This window comes from Streptomyces sp. NBC_01296 (assembly GCF_035984415.1).
GTDB lineage: Bacteria > Actinomycetota > Actinomycetes > Streptomycetales > Streptomycetaceae > Streptomyces.
In genome coordinates, this window is record NZ_CP130720.1 from 8,492,518 (window position 1) to 8,511,847 (window position 19,330).

Here is a 19,330-nt window from a genome sequence, read left to right on the forward strand (position 1 = left end):
CCGCTCCTTGGCCCTGTTCCGTTGGGGATGCCGCTGTAGACGACGGATTTACCAGGTTGTTGGAACGGCATCTATACGATCTGAAGCCATTCGTCCTACGCCCCTTCAGGCTAGCTCCGAACGGCCTGCCTCCCGGCGCGACCATAGTGTGGTGCCACGAGCTGGGTCCCCGGGCCGGGCGCGGGCCGCGAGCATCAGCTGCTGACGGCGGAACCGTATGAGGTCCAGGCAAGGGTCGGTCGGCAAGCGCCTGGACGACGTCGCCAAGATCCCGGCCGGCGCCCTGGTAGCCGTCCCTGGGATCATGACCGCCCTCGGCCTGACGAGCGATCTGGTCTTCGTCGCCCTCAACAATGAGTGCTGGCCCATCTACGCCGCCTCCCTCTGCGCCATCCTGGCTGTCGCATGCAGCGTCGTGGCCCTGCTCCTCCACCCCACGCGCCGGGGCAACGTCTGGAGAGCGTGGTCCTGGTACTGGGGGTGATCTTCTACATGGCGGCATTGAACGTGGCCGTCGTCGGTGCCGCCGAACTCGATCTCCGCCGGGGTGGCGCCCGGCCGGTCGCCGGTCGGCCAGTAGGAGCTCATCGTCTCCCACAGCTTGCGCCCATACAGCGACAGGCCGCTCGCCTGCTCGTGGTCGAGCCACCACTGGAAGAGCTCGTCCTCGGCGGTCCGCTCCAGCCGATGTCGTCGCCGACGGCGGCGATGTAGCCGTCCAGGGTCAGGTTCATGCCGTAGATCAGTTTCCGCATGGCCCAGCCTTCCGTCCGTGGGTGTCCGGCGTAGAGACCAGCGCGGCGCGGGAAACTCATCGGTGCGCGATCCGGGCTCGCCGGTAGTCCTCGTGCTCGGGGCTCAGCGTGGTGTACTCGGCCGACTCGGGCAAGCCGCCTGATCTCGCCCTCGCCCTCGTGAGGAAATGCCACGGATTTGAGACTGATCATGGGTGACAATGCCGTGAGACAGCCAAGAACGCCCAGGTCACGCAAGATCGGCATGTCGCGAGCGGCGAGACCCTACACGGCGCCTGCCACTTCTCGCCTGCTCCACTCGTCACTGGATGGGCGCGGGGTGCGGCCTCCGTCGCAGCCCCGGTGGCCAAGGCCGCACCCCGGCAGCCGTCTACCCCGACAGCGCGGCCCCATGTGCGTTCCACGTGCGTTCGTGCACGTCAGCCTCCGGTGATGTGCTCGCAGGGCGCGGCAGACCTGGTAGCTCGTGGTCCCTCGCGCTGAAGGACCCATCGCCCGCCGTGTACGACGAGCAAGCGGGGACGGGGCCTCAGCTTCGTGGTGCTGATTGGCCACGATCCGGGCATCCCCGAACTGGCCGCCGGCCTGCGCGGGAGCGGCCTTCCGGAGCTTGCGGGGTTTCCCGACCTCGGACGTGGTGGTGACGGAGGTGGTCGGCGGCTGGCAGCGACCGTCCCCGGGCAGCGGGACACTGACTGCCCTCTGGGCACCGGCCGACTGACCCTGCCGGTCGGTCCCGTCCGCCGACAGGTCTTCGGCAGGGGTCCGCCACCGCCGAGGACCCCTGCAGGGACAGAGCCTGCCTTACCCCAGAGCGGCGTTCTCGTTGTCCAGCAGGCCCAGCAGCAGCGCCCGGTGGAGGGCGGCGACCGGCTCGAGCAGGTCGGGGTGGCGCAGCAACGGCGCGGCGTCGCGTCCGTCGTTGCCGGGACGGGTGAGACGGTTGACCTCGACAGCATGGCCGCGGTCGACGAGGCGGTGGGCGCCGACGGCGAGGGCGGGGTCCGCGAGGAGGCAGGCGGCCCAGCTGACGACGGTTTCGTCCACCCAAGTCCGCCAGCCGGCGCTGGCGTCGCTGCCGTGATCGGCACTGGTCAGCCAGTCCAGCCGGGAGCTTCCGCCCGGGCCGAGCAGATGCAGCAGCTGTGCGTCGAGCGGGGTCGGGTACCGCAGGTCGGCAGCAAGGGTGACGGCCTGCCTGGCCTGGGCCTCGGCCAGCGCCCGGCTGTACGCGCCCGGGGCGGGCGGGAAGGCGGTCAGCAGCCAGCGCGTGCCGGCGGCTATGACAGGTGCGAGATCGGCGGACACGGCGGCTTCCTCGAGGGTGTGCTCGCTCCTGGTCCGTGCCGGGTGCGCGAGCTGCGGCGCGAAGCTGCGCCGCTCCGCTCGTGGGCGACCAGCGTAGCCGGAAGCGCTGGGCATTCGGCATGACGCACATCACCGTCCGTCCAGGGCGGCGGGCCCGGAGACACTACATCCGGGCCCGCTCACCTGAGCGATCAGGACTTGCCGCGGCCGGTCACGAAGTCGCGTGCCCGGTCCACCAGGCCGGCGCCCGGTGCGAGGAGCTTGCTGGCGGTGGGACTGCTCGGTGCGGCCGGGTGCGGGCGGGTGGGTGCCATGGCCTTGGCGCGGCGGATCTTGTCACCGAGCTCGTCGAGCTGCTGCGGGGTGCAGGCTCGCCGCAGCATCGGGAAGAGGTTGCTCTCCTCGTCCTGGACGTGGGCGGCGACCTCGTCCATGAGCTTCTGCAGGAGCGGGCTGATCTGCGCGTCGTCGGTGCTCATCTTCTCCAGCTGCTTGAGGATCTTCTCGACGCGGCCGTGGTCCTCGATCTCCTTATCCGCCATGCGCCCGCCGCCTTCGACGTGCTCGCGTACCGCCGGGTAGAGGTACTGCTCCTCGGCGACGGAGTGGCGCACCAGCTCGATGGTGATCTCGTCGATGAGATCGCGGAGCTCCTGTCCGGTACCGGTCATGGCCTGAAGGCGGCTGAACATCCCCTCCACCTCCCGATGGTCGGCCATCAGCTCGTCGATCGCGTTTCCGCCGTGTCCCATGTCGTCTCCATGCGTGCCGTGGGTTGGGCCGCTCCGGCCCGATGCCATCGGTTCCCCGCCGGAGCCGGAGGCGCCCGGCCGCACAGGGTGTCTCACCCGCGTGGAGGAGGGAGCCCACTGTTTTCGGCGCGACGAGGCGGGGTGGGGGCTGGTGGTCACGGTCGGCTGCTTCTGCCGGTCATCAGCCGTCCGAGCGGCCAGGTCGTGATCAGCCGGTCCGTGCCCAGGCCGATCCGGGCCGCGCGGGCGTATCCCGTGCTCTGCCAGTGCAGCTGTCCGGGGGCGTGGGCGTCCGTGTCCACGGCGAAGCGGCAGCCTGCATGAGCAGGTCGTCCGGTGGGTCCCGCCGCTCTGGCCGGCAGCTGATCTCCACTGCGGTTCCGGAATCCGCGCACGCGGCGAAAACGGTCTCGGCGTCGAAGCGGGACTGCGGGCGCCCCCGACCGGTGATGATCCGTCCCGTGCAGTGTCCCAGAACGTCGACGTGCGGGTTGCGCACCGCGGCCACCATGCGGGCAGTCATCGGCTCGGGTTCCGAGCGGAGCTTGGAGTGCACGGACGCCACGACGATGTCGAGCCGGCCGAGCAGGTCTTCGTCCTGGTCGAGTGAGCCGTCCTCGAGGATGTCGCACTCGATGCCGGTCAGCAGCCGGAAGCCGGGGTCCATGGCGGAGTTCACGGCGGCCACAGCCTCCAGTTGGCTTTCCAGGCGCTCGGGGCTCAGTCCATGGGCGATCGTCAGCCGTGGCGAGTGATCGGTCAGAACGGCCCACTGGTGGCCCAGGGAGCGGACCGAATCGACCATGTCCTCAAGCGGGCTGCCGCCGTCCGACCAGTTGGAGTGCAGGTGGCAGTCGCCGGTGCTCGCAGCCGCGAGGTCCCGGTCGGCGTGGGCGTCGGGGTCGGCCTCGGCCTGCAGGCGGACGAGGTAGCTCGGGACCAGCTCCACGTAGCGCGCGAGCTCGGCGTGTCACCCATGCACGATGCTTCGATCACTGCTTCCGGCGCCGAGTGCATTGCCTCGCCCGAGCGGCCGCGCTCGCCCGGGCGGGCTTTCACGCTCCCCTCTCGACGGGAGCCGATTATCTCCCCACTAGGCGCACGAAAATCTATGCTGGCTGGAGTAGACATTGGGCGGTGGCGTGGGTATGTTCTCTCTCGTAGCCCAGAGAGACCGAAGGGCCTGGCAGAGACGAACTGCCGGGCAGCAGTACCAGTAGTTGCAGTTCGCAGGACGGTGCGGTGGTGGAGTTTCGAAGCCAGGGTTGTTGCAGGACGGCGACGGGACTGACGGCCGGACCGGGTGGCCCGCAGTCATCAGGGGCTGCCAGAGCGGTACCGCAGTTAACGCAGTGGCAGTACCCGCAGTTCGCAGTACCAGCAGTGCAGTCAGTGAGCGGTACCTCGGTAAAGGCGTCGGCTGCGGGCGCGCGTACCGGGAAGTTCGGCAGTGGGGTTCCAAGCCAGAGCAGATGCAGGATGGGCAACGGGGCTGGCTGCCGAAGAGTGGCGCTGTGACAGGCCACCAGCAGTGCGCGGTAGAGCAGCAACAGCAGTGCGCAGTGCCCCGCTTCACCAGCAGTTGATCAATGAGGAAGAACGGAGGAGCCAGGCGCCATCAGGATCGCCCGGGCCGAAGGCTGAGCCCGGGTACCGCAGGACATCGATAGTGAGGTGGTCTCCGGTCAAGCAACCGCGATCCCCGCACTCCCGGCAGCAAGTCGGCCGGGGCGGCGGAAACAGGAGGTCGGCGCAGTATCAGGGCCGACAGATGGTGTAGTAGTTCCTTCGGGGCCCTGGTGCCGTACGGCACCAGGGCCCCTCCATGCGTTCCATGAGAGAGGTGCAATGACCGCAGACGACTCGTTCGGCCGTCTTGACGACGACGACTACCCCGCCTACACCATGGGCCGGGCCGCCGCCATGCTCGGCACCACCCAGGGCTTCCTACGCGCCATCGGCGAAGCCCGCCTGATCACCCCGCTGCGATCCGAGGGCGGACACCGCCGCTACTCCCGCTACCAACTGCGCATCGCGGCACGCGCGCGGGAACTCGTCGACCAGGGCACCCCCATCGATGCCGCCTGCCGCATCATCATCCTCGAGGACCAGCTCGAAGAAGCCCAGCGCATCAACGCCGAGTACCGCAAGGCTGCAGGATCGCCAAACCCGACGACCTCCACCTGAAGTGCACGGTCGCCGCTCCCGTCGAGCGGGCCGCCTGGCACGGTGCGGCTTCCAACTCGCCTTCGGGGTGATCATCGCGGTGCATCCGTGGCCGGGAGGGTTGTGGAGAGGCTGACCCGATAGCCAATGCACTCCCGCCAGACTGCGACGTCGCCAATGCGCGCCGGTTACTCGGTCCCGGCCAGGCCGCGCCCCTTTGGCAGCGTAGGGTCGGCCGCCCCTCGGGGTCAGCCAGGAACCTCGTCGTAGAGCTGCTGCCCGCAAGCGCAGCAGCACAGGAACGTCAGCAACCACTGCCAGGCGGGTCAGCAGTCGACAAATCTGTGAATCGTTGCCCGATCTCACAGCAGGACGATCTCCGCTATCAGTGCCTCGTTGGCCTCAGACACGGTCGGCGTGCGGGACAAAGCCCAACCAGGATCGTCCCGCACGCCCGGATCCGTCCGCTCAAATGGCATCTGCCATTCAACGTCGCAACCACCTGCGGTTGCATGCCCCGAACGGATGATGTCGGTGCCGGCCCCTTCGCTGAAACGGACCGGCACCCATCCTTTTGTGTGCCTGCGACCACGTCGTGGGGTTCATGTGCCGCGCTGGTCGTGGGTGTCCTGGCGGAGCTGGTCGGTATGCCGGGTCAGGGCGTCGATGCGTTCGGCAAGCTCGGCGTTCTCGGGCCTCAGATGGTCCCGGGTGTCGGTCAGGGGGCGCACGAGGCGGGCGGCGTCGTTGTCGGCGAGGGCCAGGTTCAGGTCACCGATGGCGCCGTCGGCAGTGTCGGGCAGGCTGGTGAGAGCGGTGATCTGGCCTGCGAGACGGCGCAGGTCGGCCGCGTTGTCGCGGGCCCAGGCGGTCACGGTGCGGTCGGCGGCGCGCATGCCGCGGGTGGCCTGGACGCGCTGCTCGCCGGTGCTTCCGGCGGCGCCGGGCCGCAAACGCAGGTAGCGGCGCTCGGCTGCCTGCCGGCTGGCGACCCCCAGGGGCCCCGCGAGGTCGGCCCAGCTGGCGCCCGCTCCGCGGGCGGCTTCGATCAGGCCGCTCTCCCAGCCGGCGAGCTGCTCGCGGACTTCGCGCAGCGTCAGCAGCGCGGCCAGCGCGGGATGCGGACCGGAATCGGCTGCCGGCGCCGTCTCGGTCGTCGGCATTCCCGCGAAGGACTGCTGCGCGCCCTTGAGGGCCTGTTCGATGGTTTCCAGTGCCGCGGCGGCTACCGGGAAAGGGACTGGTGCGATCGGCTCGGGACCTTCGTTCATGACACTCTCCGTCGTTCGTCATCCTCCAGATGACAGCCTGCTTGTCATCGCTTCGATGACATGTTACAACGGAGGCACGTTGAAGCGCATTGGCAGTTCCTGCCTGAACCAACTGGAGGTGTTTCGCGATGTTGATGCGCACTGACCCGTTCCGCGAGATGGACCGCATCGTCCAGCAGCTGTCCGGTACCTCGGGCAGTTGGTCGAAGCCGTCCGTGATGCCGATGGACGCCTACCGCCAGGGCGACGCGTACGTGATCGCCTTCGACCTCCCCGGCGTCAGCACCGAGGCGATCGACATCGACGTCGAGCGGAACATGCTGACCGTCAAGGCCGAGCGCCGGCCCGCGGAGAAGTCCGAAGGCGTGCAGATGGAGCTCTCCGAGCGGCCCCTCGGTGTCTTCTCCCGCCAGATCATGCTGGCCGACACCCTCGACACCGAGCAGATCGAAGCCGACTACGACGCAGGTGTCCTCACCCTGCGGATCCCGATCGCCGAGCGCGCGAAGCCGCGGAAGATCGCCATTGGCGGCGAGTCCGGCCGCAAGCAGATCTCCGGCTGACCGGTCCGCCACCAGCGGCGGAGGACGGGGAACCCGATCCCCCTCCGGCATCCCGTCCTCCGCGCCCCTCTCCCCTTTCACCCCTCCCTGGGAGGTGACGTGATGCCGATGCGCCGGGAGGCGTTCCTGGGCAACGTCCAGGAACGCGGCGAGTACCAGACCCTGGATGAAGCCGAAAGGGCGGCCCGCGTCGTCCTGGCCCTGCTGGGCGCGCATCTGGTCGGCACCGTGCGAGCCGAGCTCGCCGCCCGGCTCCCAGAGACGTACGCCCTGATCCTTCTGAACCCCCTGCAGGCGGCAGAGCCGCTCTCCCCGGAACGTTTCGTCCGCGCGACGGCGGCCTGGATCGAAGGCGCCACCGAGCAGACGGCCCTGTGGGACATCGGCGCTGTCCTGTCCACCGTGGCCGCGGCGGCGGGAGACGTCCTCATGCGCGAGGTCCTGCTCCAGCTCCCGCCCGGATACGACCTCCTCTTCGGCCACCCCCAGCCCACCTGACACCGGCCGGAAACCGAAGTCCTCGAAGAGAAAGGCAACCGCAGCACCATGTACGACCAGCCTCGAGCGAACCCGTCCCTCGCGGCCATGACGTTCGACCAGATGCTGGAACGCGTGCGCTACGAAGGCGCCTATCCCACCCGCGAACGCGCCGAGGAAGCCGTCCGCACCGTCCTTGCCTCCCTCGGCCGCCAGCTCGTCGGAGACGAACGCGTCGACCTCGCACAATGCCTGCCCCTCCAAGCCGCCCTCGTCCTGACCGCCCAGATCCCCGACACCCAACACCTCACCGGCTGGGGCTTCATCAAAGACATGGCCACGCGCAGCGGCACCAGCCCGGCCATCGCCCGCTGGGACACCGGCGCTGTACTCGCCGTCGTCACACGCCTCGCCGGCCCCGACCTCCTCGCCCGGATCCTGCGCCAACTCCCCGGCGGCTACGCACTCCTCTTCGGCCAGGCAGAACTGCACCAGCCCCAACCCGCCGCCTAGCGACAACCGTTCTGTTCCAGGCGCCATACCCGGCGTGACGCCGACTGCCTGCCCCAGGCAGCTGCTGGGGCAGGCACTTGTCGTCAGGGACAGCGGGCCACCACACCGAGGGGCCGATGCCCGAGGTCGCCCAAGGTTCCTCCAGCGTGGCCATGACGGCCTGACGGTGTCCTCGTCCCCGCCGTCGCAGACACCAGTGGCGCTGTCCGGGAAAGGCCGCGAGCGCGCCGGCCCTGGCGGCCACCCCGGGCCTGCGCCACGAGTTGCCCCAGCGGTCCCCGGACCCCCGGGTGCGGGCGGCGCTCGATCGCCAGGCAGCGGTGTTCCTCCTGCGTGATGCCGCCATGCGCGTTCCGGGCGTCAGCGGCGCCCGGATCCGTATCGCCCGGCACCGCGTCGGAGTCCGCGCGGATGTGCGCTTCCGCGCCCCGGCCGACGTGAAGGCCGACCTTGTGACCGTGTTGCGGGAAGAACTTGACCGGCTGGCCCTCGCACGCACGCCTTCGCTCGCCGTTCGGGTCCGCGCACGCCGTACATGACCCGCCCGCGGACGCTCACGGCGAGAAGAGACAGGAATCGGATCCCATGAAGAGGAAATCCGTAGCCAACCGAATCCTGCTGGCTTCGACAGGCATCCTCCTGCTCGGCGCGGGATGCCTGATGCTGGCGAGTGGCTTCGACCTGTACCGGCGCTGGCACCTGGCACCACCCGACGGCTGGCCCCTGACCGCTCACGACCAGGTCCTGCTCACCGAGGCCGACCGCACCCATTGGACGACCGCAGGATGGTGGTGGCCCGCGGTCATCGCCGTTGACCGTCGTCGTCCTGCTCGCACTGTGGTGGCTGTTGGCGCAACTACGACGCACTCACCCCGGCCACATACCCGTCCAGGGACCACCCGCGGTAGAGGGAGTGGAACTGCGCGAGCAAGCCCTCAGCAACGCCCTTGCCGCCGATGCCCCGGCAGCTGCCCGGCATCCGAGCGGCGGCGGCGCAGATGGACGGCTCCCCGCGCCATCCCGAAGCACACCTCCACCTCACCCTCTCGCCCGACGGCGAACCCGGGCCCGTCCTCCAAGCGCTGTGTGAAGGTCCGCTTGATCGCGCCCGCCAGACAAGCGGTTACGACCGACTGCCGGCCGTGGTACAGCTGCGAGTCGCCCCCCACAAAGCCCGTCCCGCCGATTGACACCCTGCTGGCCGAGCTGAAGGCAGGGCCTGGCTTGGCAGATGCGTTCCGTCCAGGGGCCCGAGCAAGGTCCGGCACACCGCGGGACGAACACGCCCGGCACGTCAGCCTGCGCGCCCCGCAACCACAGGTCCGGCGCCTGGAGAAATGACCGACAAGCCCGGGAGGCGCCCGCCGCCGCGGTGGTGAGGTTCGGTGTACAGCACGCGAGAAGAGGACATGTAAGACATTCTTGCTGTACGGGAGGCCGTTATGGGCATCCTCGGATGGATTTTGGTGGGACTGTTTGCCGGGATCATCGCGTAACTTCTGATGCCGGGGCGTGATCCCGGTGGCTGCGTCGTGACGCCGCTGATCGGCATCGTCGGCGGTCTTCTCGGCGGGTGGCTCGGCAAGATCATATTTGGGGTCGACTCGATCGACGGGTTCTTCGAGTTGTCCACATGGATCGCGGCAATCGTCGGATACCTGATCATCTTGCTGGTCTACCGGCTGGTCGCGGGCAGGAAGCATTGAAATGCCTCTCGTCAGACGCCGCACGCGCAGGAAGGTTCGGAGGGGCCTGATACGCCGCCTGGCTCCTCATTCCGCCGTCGGCCGGATGACCTTGGGCGCGACGGTCTGCGGGGCGGGCGCGGCATTGTGGCTCGGGCGGCGGGTGACCAAAGGCGTGCTCCGAAAGACGCTGCGGTGGCAACTCACCGACTGGTGCGAGCTGCAGGACTGGTACTTGAGCCGCTCCCGCTCCGCCCCATCCACAGGCGCACACCCTCTCCACGCGGACCGTGCTGGGCGTCGCCTGCCCTCATAGACGGCGGGCAGCGTCCGCGCTGGCCATGACCGGGAAGAGGTCGCCGGCCTGAGTCAGGTCGAAGATCGGGTTCAGGCGTTGGGGAGTCGGGCCGATCAGGACCAGACGGCCAGTGCGCAGTAGGTGCAGCATGAGGCTCAGGAGGGTGGAGTCGGAGGATTCCACGCCGGTGACGTCCAGGGCGATCCGCCGTATCCCGGGATCTGCTATCGCGGCGTCTGCTGCCCTCTGGAGCGGCCCCATGGTGTCCTGGTCGAACTCGCCCTCGCACACGATGACCCGGACACCGTGCTCATCGGGCATTATCTCCACCCGCTGCCCGTGGTGTGCGGATAGCCGCCGCCGAGTCCGAGCGCGCTGTAGTAGCGGCCGGGCAACGGCTTCTTGGTCTCGCGGGTGTCCTTCACGCGCTCCGGATCGAAGGGGAGGTACGCGCTGACGCTGTCGGGGCTGTAGTAGCCGACGACGTCGACGATCACGTCGGCCGGGTTCCAGCCGCCGTTGCGGATGCTGATCTCGCCGTCGGTGCCGACCGGGACGATCACCGAGTTGGCGATGGTCTGGCCCGTGCTGAAGTTCAGGTTGGACGCGGTCGGGGCCGCCTTCCCGGTGGGGAAGACGGTCAGGTGGCCGTCGCTCTGCGGGTTGGCGACCGTCACGTTGAGCGCCACGGCCTTGGCCCCGGCGGGGGCGCCGCGGTTGCCCGCGATCTTGGTGCTGAAGATCCCGTACCCGGCGACCTGGCCCTTGAGGGTGCCGAGACCGGTGCGGGTGTCGACGAACCGGTCCGGGCTGATCGCCGTGTAGCCGCTGGCGGCGGACTGGGTGAAGTGGCCGGTGACGTCGGCGATGAGGTCGACCGACTCCCAACCGCCGTTGTAGAGGTCCACGTAGCCGTTGGCGCCGACGGGCACGATGACCAGGTTGGGGACCGTCTGGCCAGGCTCGTAGTTGAGGTTTGAGGGTGGTCGGGCGGTTGGTGCCCTCGGCGAAGGCGGTGACGTGGCCGCCGCTCTTCGTGTTGGTGACGGTGACGTTGAGGGCCACCGCGGTCACACCGGCGGGGATGGCGCCGTAGCCGTCGGCCTTGACCCGGGCGGAGGTGTACGGGGCGGACTTGGGCTTCGGCGCGCCGGTGCTGTCACGGGTGTCCAGCAGGCGGGTCGGGTTGTACGGGGTGAAGTCCGAGCCCTCGGTGGTGACGGTGACCGAGTTCTCGGCCGATGTCTGGTTGACCGTGTCCGTCACGGTGACCTTGACCGTGTACGTGCCGACCTCGCTGTACACGTGCTCCGTGGTCACCGAGTTGGAGCCGTTCGTGTTCGCGTTGTCCCCCGAGCCGTCACCCCAGCTGATGTCGATCAAGACGGGGGTGACCGCGCTCGCGACGTCCATGTCCAGCCGCAGCGACTTCGCCTGGAACGTGGCGGCCTGAAGGGCGACCGCGAGGTTCGGGTTCGCGTCCGAGGCCGCCAGCGTGCCGGCCGCCTTGCCCTTGCCGGTGGCCGGGACCTTGACCGAGCGGTCGGCCGGGCTGTCGAACGTGGTGGTCTTGGCCTCGATGGCCGAGTCCAGGTCGGGCTTGGACACCCCCTGCACCGTGCCCTACGCGGGGTCGGCGGCGTGGGCCAGCCCCGGTATGAGAGAAATGCCTGCCGCGAGGATGGTCGCGGATGCTACGAGTCGGCGATGAGACACCGAGCCCCCCAAATGTCTGTGAGCCCTGGAACGGGGCTGAAAACCCGCTCAGACTACAGAACGCCCGGCCCGTGGATCACTCGGGTTTATCTGTTTGCACATGCACTGATTGGGGCCTGTGGTCCGATTCCTCAGGCCTCGTCACGGCCGGCTGTTCTAACGTGGGGAGAGGACGGTCCGTGCGAGCGGCTGAGACCCGAGGTGAGTGGAGGTGCGCGTGAAGGTGGGGTGCGCAAGTGGGAAGCGGTACGGGAGTTCGCCCTCGGACTGCCGCAGGCGCGGAATGAGTGCCCCCTTCATGGTGACGTGATCCCCTGGCGGAACGTCCCTGCAATCCCCGCTCCTCAGCGCGTGCTGCCAGCTGCGACGTGCTGCAACTGGGCGATCAGGGAGCCTGGTAGAAGGGGGATGGGTACCGGTCCGGTGCTCGGTCCCGTCGGGGAGCTGCTCGAGGTGCGCCCGCCCGGGCAGGCCGCTGCCTTCCCGTGCGATCTCGCTCTCGGTCGCCACGACCAGAGCGGCCGGCTGCGCGCGGTCGGCCGGACCGTGCCGCTGCGCCCGGACGCCGCGCGGCAGGTCGCCGAACACCTCACCCCGGCCGCGTCCGGACACCCCTGGACGTGGGCGACGTTCTCGGCGGCTTGGGGGAGCTGCGACGTCCTGGACGTGACCTTGGTACGCCGGGACCTGGTGGCGGAGGTCAGCGCCGACCGGGCCGTGGACCACGGCGGGATATTCCGGCATCCGCTCCGGTTCCAGCGTCTGCGCCTGGACGTGGGCGTGGGCGATGTTCGCCGATTCGGCGCCGGGCCGGTCGCTGCTGCCGGGTGAGCCGTGCCGGTTACGTGATGGCGGCGCGTGCGGAGGCTTCCTGCTTGATCTGGAGCAGGGCCTTGGTCATGAGGTTGCAGAGTGCGAAGACCCTCTTGGGGTCGTCTGCTTCCTGAAGTGCGGTGAGTGCGGTGAGTGCGGTGGCAGCGGCGAGGTGGGTGGCGTCGAAGCTGCGGGTGGTCGCGGTGACGGCCGACTTGAGCAGTTGTTCCTCGGTGTCGCCGGTCAGGGTGTCGGCGTGGTGCAGGAGGAAGTCGACCGCGACCCGGATCAGGGTGTTGTCGGTGATGATCTCGTTCCGTTCCTGGCGGTCGCGGGCGACCTGCCGACGCAATGCGCCCAGAGAGCGGAGCTGGTCGCGGCGCAGACGCGCTTCCCTGCGGTCCAGGGTTGCCCACCGCGGCTGTTGCTCGGGGATCTCTGCCGGGGCCGCGGTTGGGGCGGGTACGTCGGCGGCGGGTTCAGGCGCTTCGGTGGAGGCAGGCGGGCGCCTGGAGCGTGCTGCGCGGCGGAGCTGGTGTACACGGCCGGAGTGGGGCATGGGGCCTCCCTGGAAGGGGGTGCCGGGTTCCCGGGAAGGAAGTCGGCACCCGGCACCCGGGGAGCCGGGGGACGGCTCGGTGCATCGTCAGGCCCAACGGCCGGGGTGCTGAAACGTCACGGCGCCAACCTGCGCCAGCGTGGACCGACCCGCGCTGCGCCAGTAGTTATGCCCCGCCCTGGCTATGTACGCGAGCGAGTTGCGGCTCTGGCTCAACTTCTGTGGCGCCGGGTCAGGTGCCCATGCGTTCGACTCTGCGCAACGCGCTGAGCCGCCGATTCCCCCGCGCGCAGGCTGGGCCATGCCAGGCAACCGCGCCGCACCACAGAAGTTGAGTCAGAGCCCGAGTTGCGACGTCGTTTCGACACGAGATTGGGAGTCGCACGCTCGCGCCAATAGCCGATGTACGCGAGAACGGGAGGCACCCCTCGTTCACGCCCTGGATCATGTCGGCCGGCCACCGCGCCCGTCGGGCCGTTCGTTGTACCTCCGTGCAGGCCGGGCTTCGTCGCTCGGGGAGCGATGAGAGAACGAGAGCATGAGCACGATCGCCCCGGATGCCGAGTGGAACCCCGTTCCGGGTACGTGTCGGGACTGACGCGCGGTGTCGGTCATCCATCGGCGACTGCCGGTTCGATGTCGGTGGCTTGTCGGCGAGGTCCGGCAGTGTTCCAGAGACGGCCGCCCGGCTCACTGGGCGGCCCCGTTCCCCAGGAGCCACCATGCACATGCCCGTCACGATCATCGGCGCCGGACTCGGCGGACTCACTCTTGCCCGCGTCCTGCACCTCCACGGAATCCCGGTCACGGTCTACGAGGCGGAGTCCTCCCCGACGGTGCGCACGCAAGGCGGGATGCTCGACATCCACGCATACAGCGGACAGCTCGCCCTCAAGGCGGCCGGCCTGATGGACGAGTTCCACGCCATCGTCCTGGAGGGCCGACAGGCGACGCGGGTCCTCGACCCGGACGGGACCGTCCTGTTCCACAAGGTCGACGACGGCACGGGCGGACGCCCCGAGGTGCAGCGCGGCGACTTACGACAGATCCTGCTCGACTCACTCCCAGCCGGCACCGTCCGATGGGGGCACAAGGCCGGCAGCACCCGCGCCCTCGGCGGGGGCCGCCACGAGGTGACGTTCGACGGCGGCGGCACCGTGGTCACCAGCCTGCTGGTCGGCGCGGACGGCGCCTGGTCACGGATACGCCCACTGCTCACCACCGCCACACCCGAGTACGCCGGCACGTCGGTCGTCGAGACGTACCTGTTCCACGCCGACACCCGCCACCCGGCCGCCGCGAAAGCGGTCGGTGGCGGGTTGCTGATCGCGCCCTCGCCGGGCAAGGAGATCTTCGCTCACCGGGAGAACGGCGACACCTTGCACACCTACGTGGCGCTGACCAGGCCACAGAACTGGTTCGCCGCCATCGACTTCACCGATGCCGCCGCGGCCACCGCCCGGATCGCGCGCGAGTTCGACGGCTGGGCACCGGAACTCACCGCACTCATCGCCGACGGCGACACAGCGCCGGTCCTGCGCCCCCAGTACGCTCTGCCCACCGGGCACCAGTGGGACCGGGTGCCGGGGGTCACCCTGCTCGGCGACGCCGCCCACCTTGCGCCCCCGAACGGCGACGGCGCCAACCTGGCCATGCTCGACGGCGCCGAACTCGGCAAGGCCCTCGCCGCCTACCCCGACGATGTCGAGGCCGCGCTCACCGAGTACGAGCAGGCCATGTTCTCCCGCAGCGCCGAGGCCACCATTTTCGAAGGTGGAGCGGTTCCGGGGATCGACTCCGAGCACAACACGGCTCAGGGCCTGATCAACATGATCACCGAGAAGAGCCAATAAGCCGCGCAGGCCCCGATCTGACGCTCTCCGTCCCACCCCGCTCAAGCCTAGGCGGTGGTGACTCCCAAGCTCATCGACATTGATCACGGGCGCGAGCGATGAACCGACTCCCGAACCCTTGACAAACGACTCCCGTTCTCAGGCTCTGGCTCACTTTCCGTGAAGCGCATACGTTGAGTGACGGCTGACGTCCACGGCGACCTCTGGGAAGTTGCCTGAAAATGACCAGTGCCGATCTTGAGGTGGCCGACAGTTCGACGTCGTGGAAGAGGGATTGCTCCGGCTGGAAGCTCTGTTGTTCCCGTCGGTCGCGGAAGTGACGGTGCTGTCGGTGGATGTGTGCGACGAGGCGGTACGTGTCGAGGCCCGCAGTACGGCGGCCGAGGCGGTGTGTCCGAGCTGTGGGTGTTCTTCAAGCCGAATACACAGCTCCTACCTGCGGTTTCCCGCCGATGTGCCCAGTGCGGGACGACGGGTGGTTTTGTGCCTGCGAGTCCGCAGGTTCTTCTGTCTGGACGCTGCGTGCGGGCGGGGGACGTTCGGACGAGCCCGCACCACCCCTGGTGGACCCGGCCTCGCCCTGGAAGAGCGGCCGGTTCGCGAACCGCATCCGGGCGCGACACGCCACGGTCCACGCGATGCTGGAAGCCGGCCACAGCCGCCGCTCCATCGGCCGCCAACTCCACATGGCGCACCGCACCATCAAAAGCCTTGCCGATGCAGCCAGGCCAGAAGACCTCTTCACCGGTCAGTACCAGTTCAACCGAGCCTCCGCGCCGGACGAGTACAAGCCTTATATCGACAACCGCTGGAACGAGGGCTGCACCAACGCTTGGAAACTCCGGGAGGAAATCGTCCCGCTCGCGGCGGGTTCACCACCGAGCTGCACCTGAGCGCGGACGGCCGCTGCCGCCCACTGTCCCTGATCGTCACGGCAGGGCAGAGAGCGGACTGCACGCAGTTCGAACCCGTGCTGGAGAAAATCCGTCTCCCGCGGATCGGTCCGGGCCGACCCCGCAAGAAGCCCGACACCCTGGCCGCGGACAAGGCCTACAGCAATGGGTCGTGCCGCACCTGCCTGCGCAGGCGGCGCATCCGGCACACGATCCCGGAGAAGGCCGACAGCCAGGCCGCCCGCCTGCGCAGAGGCTCACGCGGCGGACGACCACCAGCCTTCGGCGAGCAGCGGTACAAGAAGCGCAACAACGTCGAACGGGCCATCAACAAGCTCAAACACTCCGGAGCAGTCGCAACCCGATACGACAAGCGCGGCTACATCTACCTCGGCACCGCTACCGCAGCCGCCCTCGTCATCTGGCTTCGCACATGATCGACGGGACGGACCCTAACCGACAAGAGCCGAAAAGAGACGCCCTAGCCGGCCGCGCGGAGGCGGGTGGCAGCCGCCTCGGCTTCCCGTACGACGCGCTCCGTGTCGACGTCGACCAGCCGGCCGCCGAGCTTCAGTGCCCGCCCGTCCACGAACACGGCGTCGATGTTCTCGGGTCGCCCGTTGAAGACGATCTGGCCGACCCAGTCGAAGCGCGGTGCGAAGTTCAAGGCGGCCGGGTCGATGACCACGAGGTCGGCCTGCTTCCCGGGGGTCAGGGAACCCACCCGGTCCGCGAGGCCGAGGACTTCGGCTCCGCCCAGCGTCGCCATCCGGAGGACGTCAGTCACCTGCGGGAAGACCTCGACCTCGGTCGTGCTGGCGCGTTGCAGGCCGATGGCCGTCTTCATCAGCGCATGGAAGTCGGAGCTGTCATTGGTGCCGCCGTCGAGGCCGAGACCTACCTTGACGCCCCGTCGCCCGAGCTCGGACAGTCGCATGATCCCGGAGGCCAGCCGCATGTTGCTGAGCGGGCAGTGGGCCGCGCGTACGTCGTGCTCGGCGACGGCGGCGATCTCGGCGTCCGTCAGGTGGATCGCGTGGTTGATCAGGAGCCGCGGCCCCAGCGCGCCGATGTCGGTCAGGACCCCGATGGGGTCGTCGGCGCGCTGCTCGGGGCGTTCCAGGACGTGGGAGTTGAGCATGACCCCCAGGTCCTGGGCGACCTCCCAGTGGGCGCGGTTGTGGTCCTGGACCGCCCGCGCCGCATGTGTGGCGACCTGGAAGGAACCCAGCGGCACCGGGTCGACGAGTTCCTTCTTCACCTTTCTGACCAGCACCGCGTCGGGCGCCGGGGGGAACATCGCGTACGTGAACCTCACCCCGGTGTCGGCCAGGGCCCGTACGTAGCTCTCGATGAGGTCGTACGAGAAGATGTCCACCCAGTCCACCAGGGTCGTCACACCCGACTGGACGGCGTCGAGGGCCGCGAGCCGCACGAAGCTGTGGACTGCCGCGGGCGTCAGCCGTCCGCGTTGGGGGTCGGTACACCCCTGGAACCAGCCGAACAGGTCCCGGTCGGTACAACCTCCCCGGATCACCGCCTGCCAGAGGTGGTTGTGGGTGTCTACGAACCCCGGCATGACCAGCTTGCCCGAGGCCTCCAGCACCCAGGCGTCGGGCGGTGTCCGCAGTGCCGTGCCGACGGCGGCGATGGTGCCGTTCCGCATCAGGACGTCGGCGTTCGCTACGGCGCCGAGGGGGCCGGTGCCGATGGCGGGGTCCATGGTGAGCACCAGTGAGGCTCCGCGCAGCAGGACCGTACGGCCACCCGGAGCGGGCGGGCGGGAGGAGCGGTCGCGGAGTGCGGGGCTAGGGGTGACGCCGAGGAGGAGCGGGGTGGCGGCGGCCAGGCCGAGGCCGGCTAAGAGGTCGCGGCGGCTGGGGACCGACGGCGAAGTGGGGAGTTTCTGCATGGCGTGTTACCTCCCGAAGGCTCAGAACGGAAGGCCCGCCCGGGCGGAACGCTGAGACGGAGCGTCGAGCGGAGGCGGGAGATTACACGCAGCATTCCCAACGAACGACCATTCGATAGACGATTGCGGAAAACTTTTTCCGTTCCGGGCGAAAGCGCGTCACGCCATGCGACCTACGATCATCTCCACTGATGGGGTGAGGAGTTCGCGACGCCGTGCAGGGGGAGCGCGTGCGGTCGGTGGCAGCGCGGGCCTGCGGACCGCCTGTCGCGGCTTGCCGTGCCGCGCCGAGTGGTTGGACCGAAAGCGGGGTTGGAACCGCAGCCCACGCCGTGACACCCACGCGGCCACGGACGGGTGACTGCTCTGTTTCGAGGCCGGAGATGAGCCCGTACCTGGTCGTGGTGCTCTGCCGGGCCGCAGTTCCGGTACCCGAGCGGTGGTGGAGTCCGTCGATGCGGAGGAGGTCCGGGCTGCTGGCCCGTGCAACCTTCTCCGCTGTCCGTGGGTCGAACATCTGACGATCACGGGACGATTGGTTCTCGGGGGGCTGGCAGCGTCGAGGCGGTAGCCCTGCGTGAGCCGATCTTGAGCTGGGGGAAACGGCGTGGGGGCGAAGGAACTTTCGCGACGTGCGGCGATCAGCCGATTGGTGTTCTACGACGTGCTGTCGGTCGGATTCATCGTGTGGATCTGGATAGGTGACGTCTTCGGCGTCGCGCTGAACGCGTTCGTCACCGCCGCACTGGCGGTGTACATGGTGGTGGGGCTTCTGATGGTTCTGCGGGCGTCCCGGACCACCACGCCCACCGGCTCGGAGAGCCGGCACCGACCGCCGCTGAACGCTTGCGGCGTCCCCCGATGGTCAGATGGCGGCGGGGCCGGGCGGCACGTCTGTTCATGGCATGCAGCGGGGACCTCGCCGTAGTCGCCCTGATCACCGCCTGGGCATGGCCGCCGTCTCCGTCAGCCTCCTCGCCCTCACCTGCTACGAGCGGAAAGGTGGCGGCACCACGGGTTCCGCTCTTCTCCACCGAGACCATCGCGCTCCTGGACGGTGCCCGGCCTCGGGTGGACTGGCGGGCGGTGCGGCCGCAGGTCTCTGCTCATCGCCCTGTCTCCGCTCACCCCGGATACGGACCGGATCCTGCTCGCCGAGGTGGGCCGGATCGCAAGTGTGGGGTGGGCGGCGGTGGTGCACTGGCGCCGCCGGCATGCCGACTTCCCCGCGCCGGCCGGTGGCACGGACGTGCGTCCGGAGTTTGACCGGGGCGCGGTTGTGGCCTGGCTGCTGGCCAACGACAGGATCGAAGTGCCCACGCGTGTCAGGCTGCCTCGGCCGTCGGCGGGCCGTCAGTCTTCGTCTGGTAGTGGGACGTGGCCTGCCGTCTTCTGCACCGTGGCCTCCAGTTCGTCGCGGTCCAGACCGATCGTCTCTGCGTAGTGGTCCAGGGCCGTATCCAGCAGCCACCAGGGCTCGCGCGCGTCTTCCCAGGCGTCCCGCCAGGTCACGTGTTGCACGTCGGTCCATTGAGCTGCGTTGCCGAGTTCGGCCTGAAGGCGCGTCAACTCGGCGTGCAGTTCGTCGGTTGCTTCCTGCAGCTCGATCAGTTCGTCCAGTACATCGGGTTCGATTTCCATTCCGGGACTTTAGGCGTCAAGATCCTGCCGGCTCGCAGTGCCGCCGGCCGTTAGGGCTCGTCCGGCGGATCATGGGCCGAGCCAGGGCCGGACCGAGGCGAGGGCCGGCCAGCGCCCTAATCGTGTTGACCGCACCCGGCAGGCAATGCTGGAGT

20 protein-coding genes and 5 pseudogenes are annotated in these 19,330 nt (G+C 69.0%); 13 read left to right on the forward strand and 12 right to left on the reverse strand.

The window, feature by feature from the left end; translation table 11 throughout:
• The first annotated feature begins 217 nt into the window (after window positions 1–217).
• Window positions 218–484, forward strand: a complete 267-nt coding sequence (locus OG299_RS38665; RefSeq protein WP_327364698.1) for a hypothetical protein — start codon at window positions 218–220, stop codon at window positions 482–484.
• A gap of 44 nt (window positions 485–528) precedes the next feature.
• Here the strand turns inward: OG299_RS38665 and OG299_RS38670 are convergent.
• From OG299_RS38670 to OG299_RS38685, 4 genes and pseudogenes are all read right to left on the reverse strand, one after another.
• Window positions 529–755, reverse strand: a pseudogene (locus tag OG299_RS38670) (dihydrofolate reductase family protein); the annotation flags it as partial.
• Window positions 756–1,559: 804 nt separating this feature from the next.
• The gene (locus tag OG299_RS38675) at window positions 1,560–2,063 is read right to left on the reverse strand and encodes a hypothetical protein (RefSeq protein WP_327364168.1); all 504 of its coding nucleotides are present in this window, start codon (window positions 2,061–2,063) and stop codon (window positions 1,560–1,562) included.
• Between the two features lie 191 nt (window positions 2,064–2,254).
• Complete coding sequence (locus tag OG299_RS38680) at window positions 2,255–2,815, reverse strand: hemerythrin domain-containing protein (protein ID WP_327364169.1); 561 nt, start codon at window positions 2,813–2,815, stop codon at window positions 2,255–2,257.
• Window positions 2,816–2,970: 155 nt separating this feature from the next.
• Window positions 2,971–3,752, reverse strand: a pseudogene (locus OG299_RS38685) (PHP domain-containing protein); the annotation flags it as partial.
• A gap of 911 nt (window positions 3,753–4,663) precedes the next feature.
• Here OG299_RS38685 and OG299_RS38690 point away from each other — a divergent pair.
• Entirely contained in the window at window positions 4,664–5,002 is a 339-nt protein-coding gene (locus OG299_RS38690; protein WP_327364170.1) for a MerR family transcriptional regulator, read from the forward strand.
• A 341-nt stretch (window positions 5,003–5,343) separates the two neighbouring features.
• Here the strand turns inward: OG299_RS38690 and OG299_RS38695 are convergent, their stop codons facing one another.
• Both OG299_RS38695 and OG299_RS38700 read right to left on the reverse strand, forming a co-directional pair.
• Window positions 5,344–5,547 (reverse strand): hypothetical protein, encoded by a 204-nt coding sequence (locus OG299_RS38695; RefSeq protein ID WP_327364171.1) that lies wholly within the window; start codon window positions 5,545–5,547, stop codon window positions 5,344–5,346.
• A 36-nt stretch (window positions 5,548–5,583) separates the two neighbouring features.
• Window positions 5,584–6,252, reverse strand: a complete 669-nt coding sequence (locus tag OG299_RS38700; protein ID WP_327364172.1) for an HSP18 transcriptional regulator — start codon at window positions 6,250–6,252, stop codon at window positions 5,584–5,586.
• Window positions 6,253–6,380: 128 nt separating this feature from the next.
• Here OG299_RS38700 and OG299_RS38705 point away from each other — a divergent pair, with 128 nt between their 5' ends.
• The 5 genes from OG299_RS38705 (at window position 6,381) to OG299_RS38725 (ending at window position 9,511) form a co-directional block, all read left to right on the forward strand.
• Window positions 6,381–6,815 (forward strand): Hsp20/alpha crystallin family protein, encoded by a 435-nt coding sequence (locus OG299_RS38705; RefSeq protein ID WP_327364173.1) that lies wholly within the window; start codon window positions 6,381–6,383, stop codon window positions 6,813–6,815.
• Between the two features lie 102 nt (window positions 6,816–6,917).
• Window positions 6,918–7,313 (forward strand): DUF2267 domain-containing protein, encoded by a 396-nt coding sequence (locus tag OG299_RS38710; RefSeq protein ID WP_327364174.1) that lies wholly within the window; start codon window positions 6,918–6,920, stop codon window positions 7,311–7,313.
• A 48-nt stretch (window positions 7,314–7,361) separates the two neighbouring features.
• Window positions 7,362–7,805 carry a DUF2267 domain-containing protein gene (locus tag OG299_RS38715; protein WP_327364176.1) on the forward strand — a complete coding sequence of 148 codons (444 nt, stop codon included), beginning with the start codon at window positions 7,362–7,364 and terminating at the stop codon, window positions 7,803–7,805.
• A 233-nt stretch (window positions 7,806–8,038) separates the two neighbouring features.
• Window positions 8,039–8,344, forward strand: a complete 306-nt coding sequence (locus OG299_RS38720) for a DUF6286 domain-containing protein (RefSeq protein ID WP_327364677.1) — start codon at window positions 8,039–8,041, stop codon at window positions 8,342–8,344.
• 963 nt (window positions 8,345–9,307) lie between these two features.
• Window positions 9,308–9,511 (forward strand): GlsB/YeaQ/YmgE family stress response membrane protein, encoded by a 204-nt coding sequence (locus OG299_RS38725; protein ID WP_327364177.1) that lies wholly within the window; start codon window positions 9,308–9,310, stop codon window positions 9,509–9,511.
• Between the two features lie 289 nt (window positions 9,512–9,800).
• Here OG299_RS38725 and OG299_RS38730 read toward each other — a convergent pair whose 3' ends face one another.
• The 3 genes and pseudogenes from OG299_RS38730 to OG299_RS42910 all read right to left on the reverse strand — a co-directional run.
• The gene (locus tag OG299_RS38730; protein WP_327364178.1) at window positions 9,801–10,109 is read right to left on the reverse strand and encodes an STAS domain-containing protein; all 309 of its coding nucleotides are present in this window, start codon (window positions 10,107–10,109) and stop codon (window positions 9,801–9,803) included.
• On the reverse strand, window positions 10,109–10,720 hold the full coding sequence (locus tag OG299_RS38735; protein WP_327364179.1) for a hypothetical protein: 612 nt from the start codon (window positions 10,718–10,720) through the stop codon (window positions 10,109–10,111). The genes OG299_RS38730 and OG299_RS38735 overlap by 1 nt, the downstream gene beginning before the upstream one ends.
• Before the next feature lie 343 nt (window positions 10,721–11,063).
• A pseudogene (locus tag OG299_RS42910) lies at window positions 11,064–11,201 on the reverse strand (hypothetical protein); the annotation flags it as partial.
• A gap of 711 nt (window positions 11,202–11,912) precedes the next feature.
• Between OG299_RS42910 and OG299_RS38745 the strand changes: the two are divergent.
• On the forward strand, window positions 11,913–12,335 hold the full coding sequence (locus OG299_RS38745; protein WP_327364181.1) for a hypothetical protein: 423 nt from the start codon (window positions 11,913–11,915) through the stop codon (window positions 12,333–12,335).
• 10 nt (window positions 12,336–12,345) lie between these two features.
• Here OG299_RS38745 and OG299_RS38750 read toward each other — a convergent pair whose 3' ends face one another.
• A complete protein-coding gene (locus tag OG299_RS38750; protein WP_327364182.1) occupies window positions 12,346–12,669 on the reverse strand; it encodes a hypothetical protein in 324 nt (107 codons plus the stop codon).
• A 929-nt stretch (window positions 12,670–13,598) separates the two neighbouring features.
• On the opposite strand from OG299_RS38750, the gene OG299_RS38755 reads away from it, so the two are divergent.
• The 4 genes and pseudogenes from OG299_RS38755 to OG299_RS38765 form a co-directional block, all read left to right on the forward strand.
• Window positions 13,599–14,729 (forward strand): FAD-dependent oxidoreductase, encoded by a 1,131-nt coding sequence (locus OG299_RS38755; RefSeq protein ID WP_327364183.1) that lies wholly within the window; start codon window positions 13,599–13,601, stop codon window positions 14,727–14,729.
• A 388-nt stretch (window positions 14,730–15,117) separates the two neighbouring features.
• A pseudogene (locus tag OG299_RS42915) lies at window positions 15,118–15,183 on the forward strand (hypothetical protein); the annotation flags it as partial.
• Between the two features lie 184 nt (window positions 15,184–15,367).
• Window positions 15,368–15,622, forward strand: coding sequence for a hypothetical protein (locus OG299_RS38760; RefSeq protein ID WP_327364184.1), 255 nt, complete (start codon window positions 15,368–15,370; stop codon window positions 15,620–15,622).
• A 26-nt stretch (window positions 15,623–15,648) separates the two neighbouring features.
• Window positions 15,649–16,059: pseudogene (locus OG299_RS38765) on the forward strand (transposase); the annotation flags it as partial.
• 44 nt (window positions 16,060–16,103) lie between these two features.
• Here the strand turns inward: OG299_RS38765 and OG299_RS38770 are convergent.
• Window positions 16,104–17,534: an amidohydrolase family protein gene (locus OG299_RS38770; protein ID WP_327364186.1), complete on the reverse strand. Its 1,431-nt coding sequence runs from the start codon at window positions 17,532–17,534 to the stop codon at window positions 16,104–16,106.
• A gap of 607 nt (window positions 17,535–18,141) precedes the next feature.
• Between OG299_RS38770 and OG299_RS38775 the strand changes: the two genes are divergently transcribed.
• Window positions 18,142–18,462 (forward strand): hypothetical protein, encoded by a 321-nt coding sequence (locus tag OG299_RS38775; protein ID WP_327364187.1) that lies wholly within the window; start codon window positions 18,142–18,144, stop codon window positions 18,460–18,462.
• 425 nt (window positions 18,463–18,887) lie between these two features.
• Here OG299_RS38775 and OG299_RS38780 read toward each other — a convergent pair whose 3' ends face one another.
• Window positions 18,888–19,175, reverse strand: a complete 288-nt coding sequence (locus OG299_RS38780) for a hypothetical protein (protein ID WP_327364188.1) — start codon at window positions 19,173–19,175, stop codon at window positions 18,888–18,890.
• Between the last annotated feature and the right edge of the window lie 155 nt (window positions 19,176–19,330).